The organism is Rhizobium sp. B230/85 (assembly GCF_019355735.1).
GTDB lineage: Bacteria > Pseudomonadota > Alphaproteobacteria > Rhizobiales > Rhizobiaceae > Rhizobium > Rhizobium rhododendri.
This window is the reverse complement of record NZ_CP072156.1, coordinates 1,541,416-1,559,363: the sequence shown is the minus strand read 5'-3', so window position 1 is coordinate 1,559,363 and position 17,948 is coordinate 1,541,416. Positions and strand designations below refer to the sequence as shown.

19 protein-coding genes are annotated in these 17,948 nt (G+C 62.5%); 10 read left to right on the top strand and 9 right to left on the bottom strand.

The features are described 5' to 3' along the window. Nucleotides 1-2 precede the first annotated feature (2 nt). Entirely contained in the window at nucleotides 3-254 is a 252-nt protein-coding gene (locus tag J5289_RS07465; protein ID WP_142829893.1) for a hypothetical protein, read from the top strand. Between the two features lie 7 nt (nucleotides 255-261). Here J5289_RS07465 and J5289_RS07460 read toward each other — a convergent pair whose 3' ends face one another. Together J5289_RS07460 and J5289_RS07455 are read right to left on the bottom strand one after the other, a co-directional pair. After that, nucleotides 262-807: a GNAT family N-acetyltransferase gene (locus J5289_RS07460; protein ID WP_209183215.1), complete on the bottom strand. Its 546-nt coding sequence runs from the start codon at nucleotides 805-807 to the stop codon at nucleotides 262-264. 92 nt (nucleotides 808-899) lie between these two features. Beyond that, entirely contained in the window at nucleotides 900-1,313 is a 414-nt protein-coding gene (locus tag J5289_RS07455) for a universal stress protein (protein ID WP_209183214.1), read from the bottom strand. A 276-nt stretch (nucleotides 1,314-1,589) separates the two neighbouring features. On the opposite strand from J5289_RS07455, the gene J5289_RS07450 reads away from it, so the two are divergent. The 3 genes from J5289_RS07450 to J5289_RS07440 all read left to right on the top strand — a co-directional run bounded on the left by J5289_RS07450 (nucleotide 1,590) and on the right by J5289_RS07440 (nucleotide 5,117). Beyond that, the gene (locus J5289_RS07450; protein ID WP_209183213.1) at nucleotides 1,590-2,453 is read left to right on the top strand and encodes a VOC family protein; all 864 of its coding nucleotides are present in this window, start codon (nucleotides 1,590-1,592) and stop codon (nucleotides 2,451-2,453) included. 158 nt (nucleotides 2,454-2,611) lie between these two features. Further along, nucleotides 2,612-3,781, top strand: a complete 1,170-nt coding sequence (locus tag J5289_RS07445) for an AI-2E family transporter (RefSeq protein ID WP_142824353.1) — start codon at nucleotides 2,612-2,614, stop codon at nucleotides 3,779-3,781. A gap of 40 nt (nucleotides 3,782-3,821) precedes the next feature. Then, on the top strand, nucleotides 3,822-5,117 hold the full coding sequence (locus tag J5289_RS07440; protein ID WP_209183212.1) for an FAD-binding oxidoreductase: 1,296 nt from the start codon (nucleotides 3,822-3,824) through the stop codon (nucleotides 5,115-5,117). On the opposite strand, the gene J5289_RS07435 is transcribed toward J5289_RS07440, so the two are convergent. Both J5289_RS07435 and J5289_RS07430 read right to left on the bottom strand, forming a co-directional pair. After that, nucleotides 5,114-5,953 (bottom strand): polysaccharide deacetylase family protein, encoded by an 840-nt coding sequence (locus tag J5289_RS07435; RefSeq protein WP_209183211.1) that lies wholly within the window; start codon nucleotides 5,951-5,953, stop codon nucleotides 5,114-5,116. The genes J5289_RS07440 and J5289_RS07435 overlap by 4 nt on opposite strands. A 161-nt stretch (nucleotides 5,954-6,114) precedes the next feature. After that, a complete protein-coding gene (locus tag J5289_RS07430; RefSeq protein WP_209183210.1) occupies nucleotides 6,115-6,501 on the bottom strand; it encodes a DUF930 domain-containing protein in 387 nt (128 codons plus the stop codon). Between the two features lie 272 nt (nucleotides 6,502-6,773). Here J5289_RS07430 and J5289_RS07425 point away from each other — a divergent pair, with 272 nt between their 5' ends. Next, the gene (locus tag J5289_RS07425) at nucleotides 6,774-8,867 is read left to right on the top strand and encodes a S9 family peptidase (RefSeq protein ID WP_209183209.1); all 2,094 of its coding nucleotides are present in this window, start codon (nucleotides 6,774-6,776) and stop codon (nucleotides 8,865-8,867) included. 80 nt (nucleotides 8,868-8,947) lie between these two features. On the opposite strand, the gene J5289_RS07420 is transcribed toward J5289_RS07425, so the two are convergent. Further along, nucleotides 8,948-9,856 carry a LysR family transcriptional regulator gene (locus J5289_RS07420; RefSeq protein WP_209184079.1) on the bottom strand — a complete coding sequence of 303 codons (909 nt, stop codon included), beginning with the start codon at nucleotides 9,854-9,856 and terminating at the stop codon, nucleotides 8,948-8,950. A 135-nt stretch (nucleotides 9,857-9,991) separates the two neighbouring features. Here J5289_RS07420 and J5289_RS07415 point away from each other — a divergent pair, with 135 nt between their 5' ends. Together J5289_RS07415 and J5289_RS07410 are read left to right on the top strand one after the other, a co-directional pair. After that, complete coding sequence (locus J5289_RS07415) at nucleotides 9,992-10,870, top strand: NmrA/HSCARG family protein (RefSeq protein ID WP_209183208.1); 879 nt, start codon at nucleotides 9,992-9,994, stop codon at nucleotides 10,868-10,870. A gap of 33 nt (nucleotides 10,871-10,903) precedes the next feature. Then, nucleotides 10,904-11,533 (top strand): NAD(P)-dependent oxidoreductase, encoded by a 630-nt coding sequence (locus J5289_RS07410; RefSeq protein ID WP_209183207.1) that lies wholly within the window; start codon nucleotides 10,904-10,906, stop codon nucleotides 11,531-11,533. Between the two features lie 45 nt (nucleotides 11,534-11,578). Here J5289_RS07410 and pepT read toward each other — a convergent pair whose 3' ends face one another. Beyond that, nucleotides 11,579-12,811, bottom strand: a complete 1,233-nt coding sequence (gene pepT, locus J5289_RS07405) for a peptidase T (protein WP_209183206.1) — start codon at nucleotides 12,809-12,811, stop codon at nucleotides 11,579-11,581. Nucleotides 12,812-13,021: 210 nt separating this feature from the next. Between pepT and J5289_RS07400 the strand changes: the two genes are divergently transcribed. Next, nucleotides 13,022-14,227 (top strand): patatin-like phospholipase family protein, encoded by a 1,206-nt coding sequence (locus tag J5289_RS07400; protein ID WP_307877415.1) that lies wholly within the window; start codon nucleotides 13,022-13,024, stop codon nucleotides 14,225-14,227. A 165-nt stretch (nucleotides 14,228-14,392) separates the two neighbouring features. Beyond that, a complete protein-coding gene (locus J5289_RS07395; protein ID WP_209187424.1) occupies nucleotides 14,393-14,923 on the top strand; it encodes a DUF922 domain-containing Zn-dependent protease in 531 nt (176 codons plus the stop codon). Here the strand turns inward: J5289_RS07395 and J5289_RS07390 are convergent. After that, nucleotides 14,920-15,255, bottom strand: coding sequence for a type II toxin-antitoxin system RelE/ParE family toxin (locus tag J5289_RS07390; RefSeq protein ID WP_209206613.1), 336 nt, complete (start codon nucleotides 15,253-15,255; stop codon nucleotides 14,920-14,922). The two genes, J5289_RS07395 and J5289_RS07390, sit on opposite strands and share 4 nt — an antisense overlap. Before the next feature lie 3 nt (nucleotides 15,256-15,258). Next, the gene (locus tag J5289_RS07385) at nucleotides 15,259-15,519 is read right to left on the bottom strand and encodes a type II toxin-antitoxin system ParD family antitoxin (RefSeq protein ID WP_209183205.1); all 261 of its coding nucleotides are present in this window, start codon (nucleotides 15,517-15,519) and stop codon (nucleotides 15,259-15,261) included. 97 nt (nucleotides 15,520-15,616) lie between these two features. Between J5289_RS07385 and J5289_RS07380 the strand changes: the two genes are divergently transcribed. Continuing rightward, nucleotides 15,617-17,122: a YdiU family protein gene (locus tag J5289_RS07380; protein ID WP_209206614.1), complete on the top strand. Its 1,506-nt coding sequence runs from the start codon at nucleotides 15,617-15,619 to the stop codon at nucleotides 17,120-17,122. A 51-nt stretch (nucleotides 17,123-17,173) separates the two neighbouring features. Here the strand turns inward: J5289_RS07380 and J5289_RS07375 are convergent, their stop codons facing one another. Beyond that, nucleotides 17,174-17,944 (bottom strand): hypothetical protein, encoded by a 771-nt coding sequence (locus J5289_RS07375; protein WP_247749761.1) that lies wholly within the window; start codon nucleotides 17,942-17,944, stop codon nucleotides 17,174-17,176. Nucleotides 17,945-17,948 lie beyond the last annotated feature (4 nt).

Here is a 17,948-nt window from a genome sequence, read left to right as displayed (position 1 = left end):
ACATGAGCCAATATCCGTTGCGGCTGCCCGACTATCTGATGGAGCAGGCCAAGGAAGCCGCCGCTGAGGAAAATGTCTCGGTGAACCAGATGCTTTTGTCGCTCATATCCGAGGGCATGGGAAACCGCCGGGCTTTCAAAAGTCTGAAGCGGAGAGCGGCGCGTGGCGATCCGGCGCAGGCACTGGCGATTCTCGACCGGCTTGAAAGCCAGCCCCCGGAGAAGGGCGACGAAATGCCCGAAGACGCGGGCTGAGGCCAACTCACCCCGACTCAGCCACGCCCTCCCCATCGTCACTCCCGTCAAGCGCGCGGCGGAGGATGAAGTTTTCGTGGCGCTCGCCGTCCAGTTCGAAGTCTGTGGAACCGGCGCGTCGGAAGCCATGGCTTTCGTAGAAGGCGATGGCATCGGCGTTTTCGTGGTTGACGGACAGCCAGGCGGCATCGGCACCGCGGCGCTGCAACGTTTGGAGCGCCCGGTTCAGCAGTTGCGTCCCGATGCCCCGCCGCAGGAAGTGTTCCTGGACGTAGAGCGTGGCAATTTCCGACTGTAGCCGTTCGTCGGACGGACACGGCGCGCTGAAGGCGAGGCGCACGTAGCCGACGAGATGGACGTCCTCGCAGCAGACGATGAACATCTGCTGCTTGTCCTCGAGGGCCTGAAGGAACTTGTCTGCCGTGAACTCCGATAGGACATAGGTCGAAAGTGCGGTCCGGACGCCGCGCTTCGCATAGGTATGGAGAAAAACCTGTGTCGTCAGCGCTGCCAGATTGGCGGCATCGTCTGCTACAGCCTCACGAAACTCCATTCCGCCTTCCCCTACACTCGGTGCTTTCCGGCGGTAGCCGATAGCATACTCCGGCAGAGAAGAGAGAGAGCCGTATTTCCTCCTTCGCTCCCCTATCCACGTTCGACGAGGACGGAGCATTTGGCGTGGCGGACGACGCGGTCGGCGGTTGCGCCGAGAAAGTAGTTCGACAGGTCGGGTATGTGAGATGAGACGATGAGGAGGTCTGCCTCATGTTCCTCGGCAGCTTTCAGGATCGCTGCTGCCGGCGAGCCGGTGCGGACTTCGACGAGAGCCGGAACAGCGAGGCGCTTGCAGAGATCCTGGAGCTTCAGGTCGGCGTCGCCGATAGCGTCGGTGACGAAATCCTGCGGCAGGTCGAGGATGAGAGAGCTCGGTATATCCTCCACGACATTCAACGCGACGATCTCGCCGCCGGCATCGAGCAGTTCCATCGCGCGCCGCAGCGCTGGCTCACCCTTCGCAAGGGTTCCGATATCGATGGCCACGATGATCTTCTTGTACATGCTTCTGCCCCTTTGGACGCCCCGTTGCTTTCCATGACCACCCTAACGGCGCTGACCCGACAATCCCTTGATCGAGGTCAAAGGCTGCCAGCGTCAACAAGGCCAGCGTCAACAAGGAATGCACGCTTCATCGTCAAAAACACATCTTCTGCGAACGACGGTTATCGGCCATATAAGATAGCGAAGGCGGTGGCGGGACCTCGGGTCCTGCCAGCCGTCCCATCGATGCCGCCTCGCGCGACGGATATAATACCCGGACACCGGGCAGGAGATTTCATGACCGAGACCGCACCGTCCTATGCGCTGACGCGCCCAGCCTATGTCGGCCAGTCGCATCTGGTCGTCAGCGACCTGCCACTGGTTTCCGGCTTCTACCAGTCTATGCTCGGCCTGAAATCGATGGAAAAAAGCGCCAGCGGCGAATTGCTCGGCGTTGGCGGAAAGCCGCTGCTGTCGCTCACCACCGACAAAGCAGCCAGGCGCGCGCCGCAGAATACCGCTGGCCTGTTTCACACCGCCTTCCTGCTGCCCAACAGGACCGAGCTGGCCCGCTGGCTGCGCCATGCTGCCCACAACAACGTGCAGCTGCAGGGCGCTTCCGACCATCTCGTGAGCGAGGCCATCTATCTCGCCGATCCGGAAGGCAACGGCATCGAGATCTATGCCGACCGCGCCCACGACCTCTGGAAGTTGCAGACCGACGGCATGATCGAAATGGCGACACTGGCGCTGGACCTGCAGAAGCTCTACGAAAGTGCGCCACAGGACAGCTGGAACGGCATGGCGGACGGCTCGGCCATCGGCCATATCCACCTGCAGGTCGGCAATATCCCGGAAGCGGATGCTTTCTATCGCGACGTCCTCGGCCTGAAGATCATGGCGCGCTATCCCGGCGCCAGCTTCTTTGCCAGCGGCGGCTATCACCATCATGTCGCGGCCAACATCTGGAACAGCCGTGGCGCCGGCGTCCGCGCGGAGAACATGACCGGGCTGTCCGACTACACGCTTCGCTTCAACGACAGCGCCGCTTTGGATGCAGCCGTCAGCAAGCTCGACGGCCTCGAAATCCGCCACGAAAAACGCGACGGCGGGGTGTCGCTGAGAGACCCCTGGGGTATCGGCCTGACGCTCACCGCATAGGGCGTTCCGCCCTCCCGGCGGGCAGTCGGCGGCGCTGTAGAAATCGCTGCCGATGCCGCAGAGCCGGCTACAACCTTTAGCTTACCGCTCTCGGGAACCCGCAGTGCGTTTGCGCGTTATGGCTGCGAGGCGCTGGGGCTTCCGGAACGTTCACAAAAATGGGCATTGCCAACGGTATACGTAAGCAGACACGCAAGATTGCCATAGAACGCGAGATGCGATTGAGCAGCTGGGCCAATTCGCTGAAACAGGCGACCGAGCAGATGGATGGTGGGGCACCCATGCGCCGGGTCGAGAAAGACGGGCTCGACGTCGCGTCCGCCTGGGCCATCATCGGCATTTTCCTGATCATGGCGGGAGCCGGCATCTATTTCATGTCGGTCATCCTCATTCCGGTGACGCTGGCAATCGTCGTCGGCATGATCCTCGGTCTGGTCGCCGAAAAGCTCAGCAAGCTCGGTGTCCCGCGCATTCTCAATGCGGTCCTTCTCTCGAGCTCCGTGGCGCTGATCATCTTCCTGATCATCAACAGCGTTGCCGGGCCGCTGGCAGCGCTGGCGAGCCAAGGGCCGGACATGGTGCAGAACTCGATCGACCGCATCATGCCGTTCCTGCAGAAAATCCACTGGCTGCACATCACGCCGAAGACATTCGAGAGCGGGCCGATGTCGGCAGGTGCCCTGATCGAGCATACCGGAAGCATACTGCACGTGGTCACCGCCAACCTGACCCCGGCCATCGTCCAGGGGCTGGTGTTCTTTGCGGCGCTGCTGCTTTTTCTGGTCGGCCGCGTCACTCTGCGCAAGGCGATCATCATGGCGTTCAAGGGCCGGCCTGAACGGCTGGCGGCGATCCGCGTCATCAATGCTGTCGAGCAGGTGCTGGGCTATTATTTCGCCACGGCCTCGCTGATCTATATGGGGCTCGGCGTGATCATGACGGCCATCGCCTATTTCGGCGGGCTCAGCATGCCAGCGTTGTGGGGCGTGTTCGCGTTCCTGTCGAGCTTCGTACCGTTCCTCGGGATTACGCTCATGACCGTCGCGGTCGCCATTGCCGGTGTCCTCACCCATGACAGCATCCTTATCGGCCTTATACCCGCAGCGATTTTCTTCTCGGTCCACCTGACTATGGAAAACCTCGTCTTCCCGGCGGTGATGGGTCGCCAGCTCGAGCTCAATCCCTTCGTCGTGTTCGTCGCCATCATCTTCTGGACATGGATGTGGGGCGCTGTCGGCGCGATGCTCGCCCTCCCCCTGTCGTTGATCGTCATGACCGTCATCAACGAAGTGTTCATCGAGGAAAAGCCGCAGCCGCAGCTTCCCTGACTGTTCTGCGCGCACGCCTTTTCCTGGAGCAAGAGACGAAATGCCGACCGACCTGCAGATGAACGCCACCGAACAGTCCGACCTCGTCACCGGCCGTGCCCCCTGGGGCCGGCTGGCTTTGCACCCGTGGTACAGCCCGTTGCGCGAAAGCCTCTCGGTCGACGTGGCCATCGTCGGCGGCGGGATCACGGGATCGCTGATCGCCGAACACCTCACAGCGCGTGGCTATTCCGTCTGTGTGATCGACCGCGAAGAACCGGGGCTCGGCAGCACATCGGCAAGCACGGCGATGCTGATGTGGGAGCTCGATACATCGCTTTCCGATCTTTCGCTCTCCTACGGCTATGACAAGGCGGCCGCGATATACCGGCGCAGCGTCGTTGCTGTCTCGGGGCTCAGCAAGCTGATCGAGCGGCTGCAGATCCCCTGCGGCTACCGACAGCGCTCGAGCCTTTATCTCACAAACAGCATCGGCGGCGCGCGTGAACTGCAGCAGGAACTGGCGCTCCGCAAGCGTGCCGGGTTGCCGGGCGAGTATCTGTCGCATCCCTACCTGATGACCGAATTCGAGATCGAACGCGACGGTGCGATCCTCTCTTCCGGCGCTGCGGAAGTCGATCCGCTGATGCTGGCCTGGGGACTGCTCGCAGTTGCCGTCAAGCGCGGCGCACAGCTGGTCAAGGCATCCGCCACGCGCATCCGCACGGAAGGCCGCTCCGCCGTCATCGAGACCGATGGCAACCACGTGATCGAAGCCCGGAACGTGGTGCTCGCAACCGGCTATGCGATGCCCGGCATTCCGATGCCGAAGCTGCATCGCGCCACCTCGAGCTGGGCGATGGCGACAGTGCCGCAGGACCCGAACAGGCTGTGGCGCGACCGCGCGCTGATCTGGGAGGACAGCCACCCCTACCTCTACATGCGGACCTCGGCGGACAATCGCATCATCATCGGCGGCGAGGACGATGCGACAGTGCTGCCTGCCCTGCGCGATGCCAAGATGGCCGACAAGATCGACACCCTCAGCGAGAAGCTGAAGCGGCTCTGGCCACAGGCAGACACCACCGCCGAATACCGCTGGTGCGGCACGTTTGGAGAAACGGTGGACGGCCTGCCGCTGATCGGCCCTGTCCCCGACATGCCGAACGTACTCGCTGCCTACGGTTACGGCGGCAACGGCATCACCTTTTCGTTCATGGCCTCGCTGATGATCGGCGCGCTTGTCGCAGACGAACGGCGCGACTGGTTCGACGATTTCGCGCTGGACCGCGAAGGCCCGACCTATCGGGGCTTTGCAAATGGCACCCCGATACCGGAGCGCGGGTTGCCGCTTTAGCGCGATGCCTGCTGGGTGGTGTTGTCGTCGCCCTGTACGGCGAAGTCCTGCAGCCGGACGAACTGGACGCCGCGCGCCTTGAGGTCGAGGATGCCCTTGACGACGCCTTCGCCGGAGGAATGGGTCGGCTGGTTGATGTGCGAGATCAGCACGTCGCCATCTTTGGCGCTGAGATACTGCTTCTCCACCACCGCGGCCGGCAGGGAGGCGCCGGCATCGCCGTTGATCGAATAGCCTGCCACCTCGAAGCCGAGCGCGCGGATCTGGGCGATGGCTGACAGGTCATACTTGGCGGTTGCGCCGCGAAACCAGTGGGCCTGCGGGATGCCATGGGCCAGCATCGCATCGGAGCCGCCTTGCACTTCCTGGGCGACGGCGGCCGGCGAACCGGCAGCGGCAATGCCGTAGACCAGCGTCGGGCGATCGACCGTCGGGATGTGGTTGAGGCCGTGGTTTTCAAGCTCGAACAGGTCCGAATGGGACATCATCAGCGCCAACGCATCCGGATTGGTGCGCAGCCAGCGGGCAGTGACGAAGATCGTCGCCGGTACATTCTGGTCGATCAGCGTGTTCAGAATCCGCATGTCGGTCTTGCCCATGCAGGCGTCGAAAGTCAGCGCCACGCGCGTTGCCGGCTTGCCGGCGCGCGCCACGTGCAGATGCGGTTCAACGAGTTTGACGCCCGGTGTGGAGGGGTTCGGCTTCGGGGCGAGCGGCGGGGAGACCAGCGCGGTTTGGACAGGCGCCACAGGGGCCGCCGGAAATGCGGAATTGGCGGACATGGCCGCGGGGATGGCGACAAGCAGGGCTGCGGAGGTCAGGAGCAATCGGATCATGGGGCAGCCACCGTGTCAGGGACATCTGATTTCAAAGGGCGCCGGAGCACCGGCCTCTGCAATCCCATGGCAAGGCGACCGATCTGTGGCGCGATGGCATTGCTTTACCGCCAAACCCGCCAGAAGCAACAGCTTTCGGCTTCGAACAGGCTTCAAATGCCTCAGTCGTAGAGATAATGCTTCTGCCAATCGTCCCTTGGCACTTTCTCGCCGATCTGGAAACTCAGCGATTTCACGTCGATCTGCTCCGGGCCCGTCACGCAGTCGTAGGTCAGGTGGTACCATTCGCCCTTGCTGCGAAAGACCGCGCCGGGTGCCTTGATCGTGTCTGCGGTCATCGCCGGGTCGCCGAAGGTGTAAGCGATGACCTTGTCGGGATGGTAGTCCTTCTCGGCGGCGATGCGCTTCATCGCCTCGGTATCGCAACTCTGTTCCAGGCGCTCGGCAGGATCGAGCTTTTCCAACTGCTTCTTGATGGCGGCATCGACGGCGTAGGAGGTCGTGGCGAGGCAAACGGCGGGGACGAGGACGCCGATGAATTTCAGCATGAAAAGCACTTCCTTGGTTCAAGTCAGACTGAACTGACAAGCGTTCGCGCAAACGCACGGTCGACTGCCGATCCAGATGTTTGTAACACTTCGTGAGTTTCGGAAATAATGTGGTGACATCATGGCGGGTGCGGCTGAACCTTGCCGTCATCCGCAGCCAACTGCCCGATCTTCGCACCGCGCCGCTGCGCTTATCGGCGACAAGTCGCTTGATCCGACACCGGCCGGTGTCTATCTCTCTGTCACCTCAGATCACCAGAAAGCGAACATACGTGTCGATATTCAAGCCTCTTCCGACCGCCCCCGTCGCGCCGAAGCGTCCGGTATCCGACACCCGCCACGGCATCACCCGGACGGACGATTATGCCTGGCTGAGAGCCGATAACTGGCAGGCGATGTTCAAGGATCCGTCCATCCTCGATGCCGACATTCGCAAGCATCTGGAGGCGGAAAACGCCTACATGAACGCGGCGATGGAAGACACCAAGGATATCCAGAAGGTACTGTTCGCCGAGATGAAGGGCCGCATCAAGGAGGACGATTCCTCGGTGCCGGTGAAGGACGGCCCGTTTGCTTATGGCACGCTGTTCGTCACCGGCGGCGAGCAGCCGCGCTATTTCCGCGAGGCGCGCGATGGCGGCGAGCGCAAGCTGATGCTGGATGGCGACAAGGAGGCATCAGGCAAGGGTTACTTCCGACTGGCTGGGCTCGACCATTCCTCCGATCACAGTTTCGGCATCTGGGGCTATGACGACAAGGGATCGGAGTATTTCACGCTCAAGGTCCGCGACCTCTCAACCGGCGAGGACTTGGCCGATGTCGTCGAGAATACCGGTGGCGGCGGCGTCTGGGCGCCCGACGGCAAAAGCTTCTTCTATTCGGCACTCGACGAGAACCACCGCCCGTCGAAGGTCTTCCACCACATCGTCGGCACACCGCAGGCGAGCGACCGGCTGGTCTATGAGGAGACCGATCCGGGCTTCTTCATGGGCGTCGGCGGATCTCTGCTCGACGACTACATCTTCATCGACATCCACGACCACGAGACATCGGAATATCGCATCCTCTCGACCAAGGACCTGATGGCCGAGCCGAAGCTGGTGGCAGCGCGCGAGGAAGGCATCGAATACGAGATCGCCGAGGGCGGCGACGTGTTCTACATCCTCACCAACGACGGCGATGCCCTCGACTTCAAGATCATGAAGGCGCCGGCAGCAACGCCCGAGAAGGAGCACTGGACGGAGGTCGTCGCCCACAAGCCGGGCGCGCTGATCCTCTCGCACATGGCCTATGCGCGTCACCTGATCTGGCTGGAGCGCAAGGACGGCCTGCCACAGATCATCGTGCGCGACCGCGAGAGCGGCGAAGAGCACGCCATCGGCTTCGACGAGGAGGCCTATTCGCTCGGCCTGCAGGGGGCTGCCGAATACGACACCGACACCATCCGCTTTTCCTATTCGTCGATGACGACGCCAAGCCAGCTCTACGACTACAACATGGTGACGCGCGAGCGCACGCTGCTGAAGACGCAGGAAGTGCCGTCCGGCCACGACGCCAACGACTACATCACGCGCCGCGTCTTTGCGCCCGGCTGGGATGGCGTCGAGGTGCCGGTCTCGCTGCTCTACCGCGCAGACACGCTGCTCGACGGCACCGCCCCCTGCCTGCTCTATGGATACGGCGCCTACGGCATGGCCATTCCCGCCAGCTTCAGCACCAATGCGCTGTCGCTCGCCGACCGGGGCTTCATCTATGCCATCGCCCATGTCCGGGGCGGCAAGGACAAAGGCTTTGCCTGGTATGAAGACGGCAAGATGGACAAGAAGACCAACACCTTCAAGGACTTCATCTCGGCGGCGGATTATCTGAGCGAGAAGAAGTTCACCTCCTACACGAAGATCATCGCGGAAGGTGGCTCTGCTGGCGGCATGCTGATGGGCGCCATCGCCAACATGGCACCGGAAAAATTCGCCGGCATCATCGCCGCCGTGCCCTTCGTCGACGTGCTCAACACCATGCTCGACGACACGCTGCCGCTGACCCCGCCGGAATGGCCGGAATGGGGCAATCCGATCGATTCAAAGGACGACTACGACCACATCGCCAGCTACTCGCCCTATGACAATGTCGGCGAGAAGCCCTACCCGCCGATCCTGGCGCTGGGCGGCCTCACCGACCCCCGAGTCACCTACTGGGAGCCCGCCAAATGGGTCGCGCGCCTGCGCGAAAAGACCACCGGCGACGCCCCTATCCTGCTCAAGACCAACATGGACGCCGGTCACGGCGGCGCCTCGGGGCGCTTCCAGCGGCTGGAAGAAATCGCATTCGAGTATGCGTTTGCACTGAAGGTCGTGGGGAGGATGTGAGGGGCGGCTACCCTCACAATAACGTGGCGCGGTCGTAAAAGGTTCACCCCTCGTCAGGCCCAGGCGCCATTGCCGGCATGTCAGCCCGCAAACATCGCTCCCAGTTCTTCTGCCGTGCCGTTCGGGAAGGTGGCATGGAGATGGGCGATGAAGGCGGAGACCTTGCTGCTCAGCAGGCGACGCGAGCTGTAGAGTACCCAGATGGCGGTTTCGGACGGGCTGACACTGCCCCAGGAGACAAGACGGCCACTGGCGAGGTCGCCTGAAATCAGCGACTTTGGCAGCAGTCCGGCGCCGGCGCCGGCCAGCACGGCATCGCGCACCATGATCATAGTCCCGAGGCGAAGGACCGGATCGGGCGCAAAGGTCCGGCCGCCGGCCGGATCTACGGTCGTCCAGGCCGCTCGTAGGCCGAACGATTCCAGCACGACGGCGGCAAGCGGTGGCGGCTGCTCGCCCTTGTCAGCCATCGGTGGCAACAGCGTCGGCACGGCTGCAAGCAGCAGGTCGTCGTGGAGGAAGCGGCGGCCTACCAACAATTCATCCGGCGCGGGATTGACCCGGATCGCCACGTCATACCCCTCTTCGACCATGTCGACATCGCGGTCTTCTGCCGTTACCTCCAGCCGCACCTCCGGATAGGCCTTGGCAAAGCCGGCAGCGATCCGACCCATCGCCATATGCGAAAACAATACCGGCGCGCTGACCCGCAGGCGGCCGCGCGGCTGCGCCGAGCCGTTGCTGACCTCATCGGCAGCCTCGGATATTTCCGCAAGCAGCCCACCGGTCTTTTCGTGCAGACGACGACCCTCGTCGGTCAGCCGCAGTGTCTTTGCTCCCCGTTCGAACAGCCGCACGCCAAGGGCCAGCTCCAGCTCGGCAACCCGCCGCGACAGCGTCGCCTTCGGCCGGCCGCTGGCCCGGCTGGCAAGCCCGAAACCGCCATGGGTGGCGACGAGATTAAAATCCGAAATCGCAAGCAGGTCCATCGGCATCATTCCATCAGTGAGACACCCCATCTATATTCTCGGACTACTTGCATGGCAATGGATCGATTAACTTCAGGTCGACATCACGGCGGCGCACTCACGCGACCGGTGGCGATCTCGAAAAGGAGTATGAGCATGACAATCTTTGTTGTTGGAAGCACCGGAAACCTCGGCAGGCAGGTGGTGGCTGGACTGGCCGCCAGAGGCGCGGATGTGCATGCGCTGGCCCGCGATCCGGCAAAGGCGAAATTCCCGGCCGGCGTAACTGTCATCAAGGGCGACCTGATGGATATCGATACGATGCGCGCCGCGCTGGCAGGCGTCTCGACGCTGTTTCTGCTCAACGCAGTGACGCCGGACGAAGTCACGCAGGCACTGATCACCCTCAACCTTGCCCGCGATGCCGGCATCGAGCGGATCGTCTACCTCTCGGTCATTCACAGCGACCTCTACACCAACGTGCCGCATTTCACCGGCAAATTCACCGTCGAGCGAATGATCGAGCAATTCGACATGGCGGCCACCATCCTGCGTCCGGCCTATTTCATCGACAATGACGGGCAACAGAAGACGGCGCTGATCGAGCACGGCGTCTACGGCATGCCGATTGGCAGTCGTGGCCTGTCGATGGTGGCGACCCGCGATATCGCCGATCTGGCGGTCATCGAACTGCTGCGCCGCGAGCGCGCCCCAGACCCGCTACCACGCACGACGATCAACGTCGTCGGCCCGGACAGCCTGACGGGCGAGCGGGTCGCGGCGATCTGGTCGGATGTACTTGGCAAGCCGATTGCCTATGGTGGCGACGATACCGGAGCGTTCGAAGCGATGTTGAAGCAATTTTCGCCAAGCTGGGCCGCCTACGATCTCGCCCTGATGGCCCGCCGCTTTCAAAGCGACGGCATGATCCCTGACGCCGGCGACGTCGAACGGCTGGAGGCCATGCTCGGCCGGCCGCTGACATCCTATCGTGCCTTTGCAACCGAGACAGCCGCTGTCTGGGCAAAGGCCTGAGCAAGCTGCAGCACCCATCAAGGAGTTGATCCCATGAAAATTCTCGTCGTCGGCGCCACCGGGGGAACCGGCCAGGCCATCGTTCGTACCGCACAAGCGCAGGGCCACAGCGTCGTCGCCCTGGTGCGCTCAAGACAGAAGGCAGCGCAGCTTGAAGGAGCGGTGCTCTTCGACGGCGATGCCCGCGACGAGGCCGCGCATTTTGCCGCACTCGACGGCTGCGACGCGGTGATCAGCGCACTCGGCACCGGCATCGGGCCGGTCAAGGAAATCACGCTGCTGTCGCAATCGACAGCAGCGCTGATCGCGGCGATGAAACGCCGCGGCGTGCGGCGTCTTGTCTGCATCACCGGCATGGGTGCCGGCGACAGCAAGGGTCACGGCGGCTTCGTCTATGACCGGCTGATCCAGCCGATCCTGCTCAGAAAGGTCTATCAGGACAAGGACCGGCAGGAAGCCGTGATCCGCGAGAGCGGCCTCGACTGGGTGATCCTCCGGCCAGCCGTGCTCAACGACAAGCAGGAAGCGCAGACGGTGCAGGCACTGACCGATCTGTCCGGTTTCCACGGCGGATCGATTTCACGGCAAAGTGTGGCAACGTTCGCGGTGGCACAATTGACGGAGGATCGGTGGCTGCGAAAGGCGCCGGTGATTTTCGCTTAGCGACGGCAGCAGATTTCAGCGCCTCTGGCCCCACGCCGTATTGCCCTACGCCCGCTCCTCCCAGACCCGGGCCAGTTCCACCAACGTCTTCACCGCTTTTTCCATGTCCTGCCGGCTCACCCATTCCAAGGGTGAGTGGAAGGCATGGCCGCCGGCGAAGATGTTGGGGCATGGCAGGCCCATGAAAGACAGGCGAGAGCCGTCGGTGCCGCCGCGGATACTGCCGCGTACCGGCTCCATGCCAGCCCGGCGGATCGCTTCGACGGCGTTTTCCATGATCTCGGGGTGACGATCAAGCACCTGCTTCATGTTGCGGTATTGCTGTTTGACCGTGAACGTGTGGGTCGAGCCCGGATAGTCTTTCAGGACGGTTTCGACCAGCGTTTTCAGCATCTCTTCCTTGGCAGAAAGGCCGGCATCGTCGAAATCGCGGACGATCAGGCTGATGGTCGCTTTTTCCATCGAACCGGTGACGGCAACGGGGTGGACGAAGCCATCCCTGCCCGATGTTGTTTCCGGTGCCTGGTCCTTTGGCAGGCCGGCCACGATGGCGCTGGCGATCTTGATGGCGTTTTCCATGCGCCCCTTTGCAAAGCCCGGATGGATGGCAACGCCGGCAATGGTGATCTCGACGCCATCGGCGGAGAAGGTCTCGTCCTCGATATGGCCGGCGGTCTCGCCATCCACGGTGTAGGCGAAGGCGGCTCCGAGCTTTTCGAGATCGACCTTGTCGGCGCCCCGGCCGACTTCCTCGTCCGGCGTGAACAGCAGCTTGATCGTGCCGTGGCGGATGTCGGGGTTGTCGATGAGCGTCCGCGCCGCCGTCATGATTTCGGCCAGCCCCGCCTTGTCGTCGGCGCCGAGCAGCGTCGTGCCGTCTGTGGTGATGATGTCGTTGCCGATCTGGTCGGCCAGCGCCTTGTGCTCTCTGACGCGGATAACGCGCGCGGGATCGCCGACGAGCGTGATATCGCCGCCCTGGTAGTTCTCGATCAGCTGCGGCTTGACGTCGGTGCCTGTGAAATCCGGTGCGGTGTCCATGTGCGAGCAGAAGCAGATGACCGGCACATTCTTGTCGGTGTTGGCAGGCACCGTCGCGTAGACATAGCCGTGCTCGTCGAGATGGGCATCCTCCATGCCCATGGCCAGCAGTTCCGTCACCAGCAGCCGGCCGAGCGTCTTCTGCTTTTCGGTGGTCGGCTGGGTCGAGGAACTTGCGTCCGACTGGGTGTCGATGACGACGTATCGGAGGAAGCGGTCGGTGACGGTATCGGTCATGGGATCCAGTCCAGTGAATGTTTTCGGGCTGGACCATAACCTGCGTCGTCGGCGCGGTGAATGCGTTTTTCGCCTTTCCCAAGGCGGTTTATGGAAATCCCCGGTTTATTACGGAAATGTTGAGATACCGCGCCAACATAACGGGGCCGCTTCGCCGCGCTATTCATCAAGCTTGACGTCGATTGCGGCGGAGGCAGGGGATTGCAAGGATTGGCATCGCAATCGGCACGGCGCCGGATAAGGTTCGGACAGGCGTGCATTCTTGCACTCGCCTGCCTGGCGATGCTCACCGGCTGCGTCGGCAACGCGCGCGTCACCTATGTCAGGCAGGACGCCGTGCAGGCGCAGGTGGCGGGGTTCAACAATATCCGGACCTATCTCGATGCCAGTCCGACCGAGCTTGCCGGCGTGAAAGGCTGGGAGCCGCCGGCGACGGCAAAGAAGCTGGATTACCTTGTTATTTCAGGCGGCGGATCGGGCGGCGCCTTCAGCGTCGGCGTGCTAGATGCCTGGACGAAACTTGGGACCCGGCCGAAATTCGACATCGTCAGCGGCGTCAGCACCGGCGCCCTGATCGCTCCTTTCGCTTTCCTCGGATCGTCCTACGACCCGCCTCTGGTCAAACTCTATACCAGCGGTGTCGCCAGCGACCTGGTGGACCGGCGCTGGCTGCCCAACGCCATACTCGGCAAAAGCCTGCTGAAGCAGGAGCCACTGCGACGCATGGTCGAGGAATACATTACGGCGGATGTCATGCGGGCCGTAGCCACGGAGCATAAGGCCGGCCGGCGACTGCTGGTGCTGACGTCGAACCTCGATTCGCAGCGTCCGGTGGTCTGGAACATGGGGGCGATTGCGGCCAGTGGCCAGCCGGATGCGCTGAAGCTGTTCCAGGATGTGCTGATCGCCTCGGCCAGCGTGCCGGGTGTCTATCCCGCCGTGATGATCAAGACCCATGTCGGCAACCGCTCGTTTCAGGAAATGCACTCGGATGGCGGCTCGGCATCGCAGGTGCTGACGATCCCCGATGCCGTGCTTGCCGAAGCAGACGGCCATCCGCCAAAAAAGCCCCGTGATTTCAACGTCTATGTGCTGATCAACAACGCACTGATGCCGGAATTTTCAAATACGGCCGACAGCACGTTGCCGGTCATGGCGCGCGCCTATGCGATGCTGATAAAATCGCAGACGCGGGCCTCGGTGATGGCTTTTTATGAATACGCCATGCGGACGGGTATCAATTTTCACCTCGCCTCGATCGACAGGCAATATGCCTACAGCATGTCGGACCCGTTCAACGCGACCTACATGCGGTCGATCTTCGAACTCGGCTCTTCCGAGATGCTCGCCGGCAAGCTGTGGAAGCAGAAACCGATATTCTCGGCAGAGCAGCCGACCGTCGTGGCGACAAACTAGCCGATGGCATCGGGTGGTTGACCCGATCCACGATTCCGCTTGATCGAAGCCCGGATTTGCGGCCTGTAGGCACCGACCTTGAAATGCGACGGAGCAAGTTTGGTGAGAGCAGGCATTCTGACGGGCATCTGGGCCCTGGCCCTGACGCTGGTACCCATCGCCGCGATGGCGGACTGGCAGGCCGTCGAGACGACAAGGCCCTATGCGATCTCCGGCAAGACGACGCCCGAGCTTTACGCCTCGATCGGCGCTCGAGGCCCGGAGTTGGGCGGCAGCCGCGTGATCGCGCATACGACGTTCAAGCTGACCTGGACACGCAACTACCAGCCACAGGCGTCGTCCTGCGTGCTGGTCTCGGCCGTACCGAAGCTGACGATCATCTACACGTTGCCAAAACCGTCTTCGCCTCTGCCGCCCGACGTCAATGCCAAATGGCAGACCTTCATTGCCGGCGTCGCCGCGCACGAAAAGGTGCATGGCGGCTTCATTCGCGACATGGTGCACGAGATCGAGGCGACCAGCATCGGCTTTACCGTCGCCAACGATCCCGACTGCCGCAAGATCCGCGTCGAGCTTACGAAGCGCCTGGGAGAGATCTCCGCCCGCGAACGCCAGCGCAACCGCGATTTCGACAAGGTGGAAATGGGCCAGGGCGGCAAGATGCAGCAGCTGATCCTGGCGCTGGTGAACGATTAGGCGGGACCCTCGGGGTCCGGGCGGCGGTCCGTGAACAAGGTCTCGTAGTCGCACCCCCCGGAGACGATGTTGGTGATCCAGACGATGTCTGCCTCGACGCGGTAGAGGATGACAACCCGCCGCTCGAAGACTGCCATCCGGATACCGGCACCGAGGTCTTCGCGCAGTACTCCCGCGTTCGGGGCGTGTCCTATCCGTTCGCATCGGGCATAGAGACGGTCGATATATGCGCGTGCCGTCTCGATATTCTGGCTTCGATCGAGAATGTAAGCGGCAATGTCGAGCAAATCCTCATCGGCCTGAGGGCGGTATCTGACAATCAGGCGATCCATAAATCACCGGCGACTTTCGAAGAACGCCTCGATGTGCGCCTTGACTTCCGCCCCCGTTAAATCGGGTCGTGGATCGTCTATCGAAGCCTGGACCCGGGCGCGGAGGGAAGAGATGCGCGCGGCGTAATCTTCGTCCTGCTCGACAAGCGCCCTTATCGCCGCTTGAACCACCTCGCTGGCCGAACCATAGGTCCCTGCCTCGACCCGCGCATTGATGGCCTCGACCATCTCGGCGGGGAGCGTGATGCTGAGTTTCTGGTTCATGGCTGGAGCGCCTTCCGGTTGAGACGTTAACGTAAGACCAAACAGCGGGCCGAACAAGCGCCTTGCAGCCGCCCGGGCGGCGCCCTACCTTTCCCTCATGAGCTCATCCATTCAAGACAGCGCGGCGCCTGCTGCAACATTTCCGTTCGACAACAGCTATGCCCGGTTGCCGGAGCACTTTTTCGCCCGGCAGCTGCCGTCAGCGGCGGCGGCGCCTTTGCTGCTGATGCTGAACGAGCCGCTGGCGATCGAGCTCGGGCTCGATGTGGCGGCGTTGCAGCGGGACGGTGCCGAGATCTTCTCCGGCAACATCGTGCCTGATGGCGCCGATCCGCTGGCGATGGCATATGCCGCGCATCAGTTCGGCGGGTTCGTGCCGCAACTTGGCGACGGGCGGGCAATCCTGCTCGGCGAGGTCATCGATATCAACGGCAGACGCCGCGACATACAGCTGAAGGGTGCCGGACAGACGCCGTTTTCGCGGCGCGGCGACGGGCGGGCGGCGCTTGGGCCGGCCCTGCGCGAATATGTGGTCAGCGAAGCCATGCATGCGCTGGGCCTGCCGACCACAAGGGCGCTGGCGCTGGTATCCACCGGCCAGCCGGTCTACCGCGAGACGGCGTTGCCGGGCGCTGTTTTCACCCGGGTGGCTGGCAGCCATATCCGCGTCGGCACGTTCCAGTTCTTTGCCGCGCGCGGCGATGTCGAGGGCACGCGGGCGCTGGCCGACTATGTCATCGAACGGCATTATCCGCACGCGCGCGACAGTATCCGCCCCTACCTGGCGCTGTTCGAGGCGATCATCGAGCGGCAGGCGGCGCTGATTGCCGGCTGGCTGTGGGTCGGCTTCATCCATGGGGTGATGAACACCGACAATATGACTGTCTCGGGCGAGACCATCGATTTCGGGCCCTGCGCCTTCATGGACGAATACGATCCGGCCACCGTGTTCTCGTCGATCGACAGGCAGGGGCGCTATGCCTATGCCAACCAGCCTGGTATCGGCCAGTGGAACCTGGCGCGGCTCGGCGAAACCCTGCTGCCGCTGTTCGACGACGATCCCGACACGGCGGCGTCGCTCGCCAACGAGGTGATCAAGGGGTTTGGCCCGCGCTTCCAGGCCCATTGGCTCGCCGGCATGGGCCGCAAGATCGGTCTTGGCGGCGAAGAGGATGGCGATCTGGATCTCATCCAGGCGTTGCTGGCCCTGATGCAGGCGGAGAAAGCCGATTTCACGCTCACCTTCCGCCGGCTTGCTGCTGTCGCCGAGGACGACGCCGCCACGGCGGCGTTTGCGGCAACATTCGAGAACCCGGATGCTGCCCTGCCCTGGCTCCACCGCTGGCGGGAGCGCCTCTCACGCGATCCGCAGACGGCTGCACAGCGTGCCAAGGCCATGCGCTCGGTCAATCCCGCCTTCATCCCGCGCAACCACCGAATAGAGCAGGCAATCGTCGCTGCCGTAGAGGAAGGCGACCTCTCCTTGTTTCATGCGCTGCTGGATGTGCTCGCGAAGCCCTACGAGGACCAGCCTGCCTTCGCAGCCTACGCCGAGTCACCGAAGCCGGCAGAGCGGGTTATGCAGACGTTCTGTGGGACCTGAGGTAGGGGCAGAGGACCGTCAAACGCACTGGCCCCCTGCTTGCTTGAGCGCCTACATACCGAATTTTGTGAAAGTAATTGCGGGATAGACGTCCGGCATGGCGCTTCTCATAAGGTCGCGCTCGGCGGATGTGGCTTCCATTCCCACCACACGGGGATCGCTGCGCGTTCCTGTCAGCCGAACATACCCCGCGTCAACAATCTGACCCTGGCCAATCGTGATTGTGCTCTCACCTCCAAAAGGAGCGACATAGCTCAATGCTCGACCGAAGACGCCATCGGTGTCACCTCCCGCTTCGATGGTCATGTCTCCATAGCTGCAATTTGCGTACGTAATGGCGTAGCGACCAGGCTCCACGGCCACGAACCATCTCTCATATCTTTGTGCGGTCGCGGCGAACAGCTGACCGAGAGACAGTTTGTTTGGATTTGGCAACCGATACGCGGCCGCAGAACTGACGGACACAGGCGGCTCCGTTTCGTCAGGCTTACCCGCCTTGATCTTGCGTAGAGTGATGTAACCGCCACAATTCACATCGCCCAACAACGGGGAATCGATCATTCGGACGAGAAGGAGAGAGCCCTTCTGTTTCTTTTTTGCGAAAATCTGGGCCGATCCTTGCTGTTGCTGGGCGGCAACCTTGGCTGGGTCGGGAGTCCCAGCGCAACCGGCCAAAAACCCGAGACCCACCCATAGGCCAACAGTTCTTAATCGCATCTCCGGGTTCTCTTTCTCTGTAAGCGCCAATTTCCGACACGGTTTCGCATCGAGACCTGTGGCACATGAAGTGCCCATTTCAAATAGGTGGACAGCAAAATACATAGCC

What these genes read in the sequence shown, in the direction of transcription:
- J5289_RS07465 (WP_142829893.1), top strand. Translation starts at nt 3, where the DNA reads ATGAGCCAATATCCGTTGCGGCTGCCCGACTATCTGATGGAGCAGGCC.
- J5289_RS07460 (WP_209183215.1), bottom strand. Translation starts at nt 807, where the DNA reads ATGGAGTTTCGTGAGGCTGTAGCAGACGATGCCGCCAATCTGGCAGCG.
- J5289_RS07455 (WP_209183214.1), bottom strand. Translation starts at nt 1,313, where the DNA reads ATGTACAAGAAGATCATCGTGGCCATCGATATCGGAACCCTTGCGAAG.
- J5289_RS07450 (WP_209183213.1), top strand. Translation starts at nt 1,590, where the DNA reads ATGACCGAGACCGCACCGTCCTATGCGCTGACGCGCCCAGCCTATGTC.
- J5289_RS07445 (WP_142824353.1), top strand. Translation starts at nt 2,612, where the DNA reads ATGGGCATTGCCAACGGTATACGTAAGCAGACACGCAAGATTGCCATA.
- J5289_RS07440 (WP_209183212.1), top strand. Translation starts at nt 3,822, where the DNA reads ATGCCGACCGACCTGCAGATGAACGCCACCGAACAGTCCGACCTCGTC.
- J5289_RS07435 (WP_209183211.1), bottom strand. Translation starts at nt 5,953, where the DNA reads ATGATCCGATTGCTCCTGACCTCCGCAGCCCTGCTTGTCGCCATCCCC.
- J5289_RS07430 (WP_209183210.1), bottom strand. Translation starts at nt 6,501, where the DNA reads ATGCTGAAATTCATCGGCGTCCTCGTCCCCGCCGTTTGCCTCGCCACG.
- J5289_RS07420 (WP_209184079.1), bottom strand. Translation starts at nt 9,856, where the DNA reads ATGGACCTGCTTGCGATTTCGGATTTTAATCTCGTCGCCACCCATGGC.
- J5289_RS07415 (WP_209183208.1), top strand. Translation starts at nt 9,992, where the DNA reads ATGACAATCTTTGTTGTTGGAAGCACCGGAAACCTCGGCAGGCAGGTG.
- J5289_RS07410 (WP_209183207.1), top strand. Translation starts at nt 10,904, where the DNA reads ATGAAAATTCTCGTCGTCGGCGCCACCGGGGGAACCGGCCAGGCCATC.
- pepT (WP_209183206.1), bottom strand. Translation starts at nt 12,811, where the DNA reads ATGACCGATACCGTCACCGACCGCTTCCTCCGATACGTCGTCATCGAC.
- J5289_RS07395 (WP_209187424.1), top strand. Translation starts at nt 14,393, where the DNA reads ATGGCGGACTGGCAGGCCGTCGAGACGACAAGGCCCTATGCGATCTCC.
- J5289_RS07390 (WP_209206613.1), bottom strand. Translation starts at nt 15,255, where the DNA reads ATGGATCGCCTGATTGTCAGATACCGCCCTCAGGCCGATGAGGATTTG.
- J5289_RS07385 (WP_209183205.1), bottom strand. Translation starts at nt 15,519, where the DNA reads ATGAACCAGAAACTCAGCATCACGCTCCCCGCCGAGATGGTCGAGGCC.
- J5289_RS07380 (WP_209206614.1), top strand. Translation starts at nt 15,617, where the DNA reads ATGAGCTCATCCATTCAAGACAGCGCGGCGCCTGCTGCAACATTTCCG.
- J5289_RS07375 (WP_247749761.1), bottom strand. Translation starts at nt 17,944, where the DNA reads ATGTATTTTGCTGTCCACCTATTTGAAATGGGCACTTCATGTGCCACA.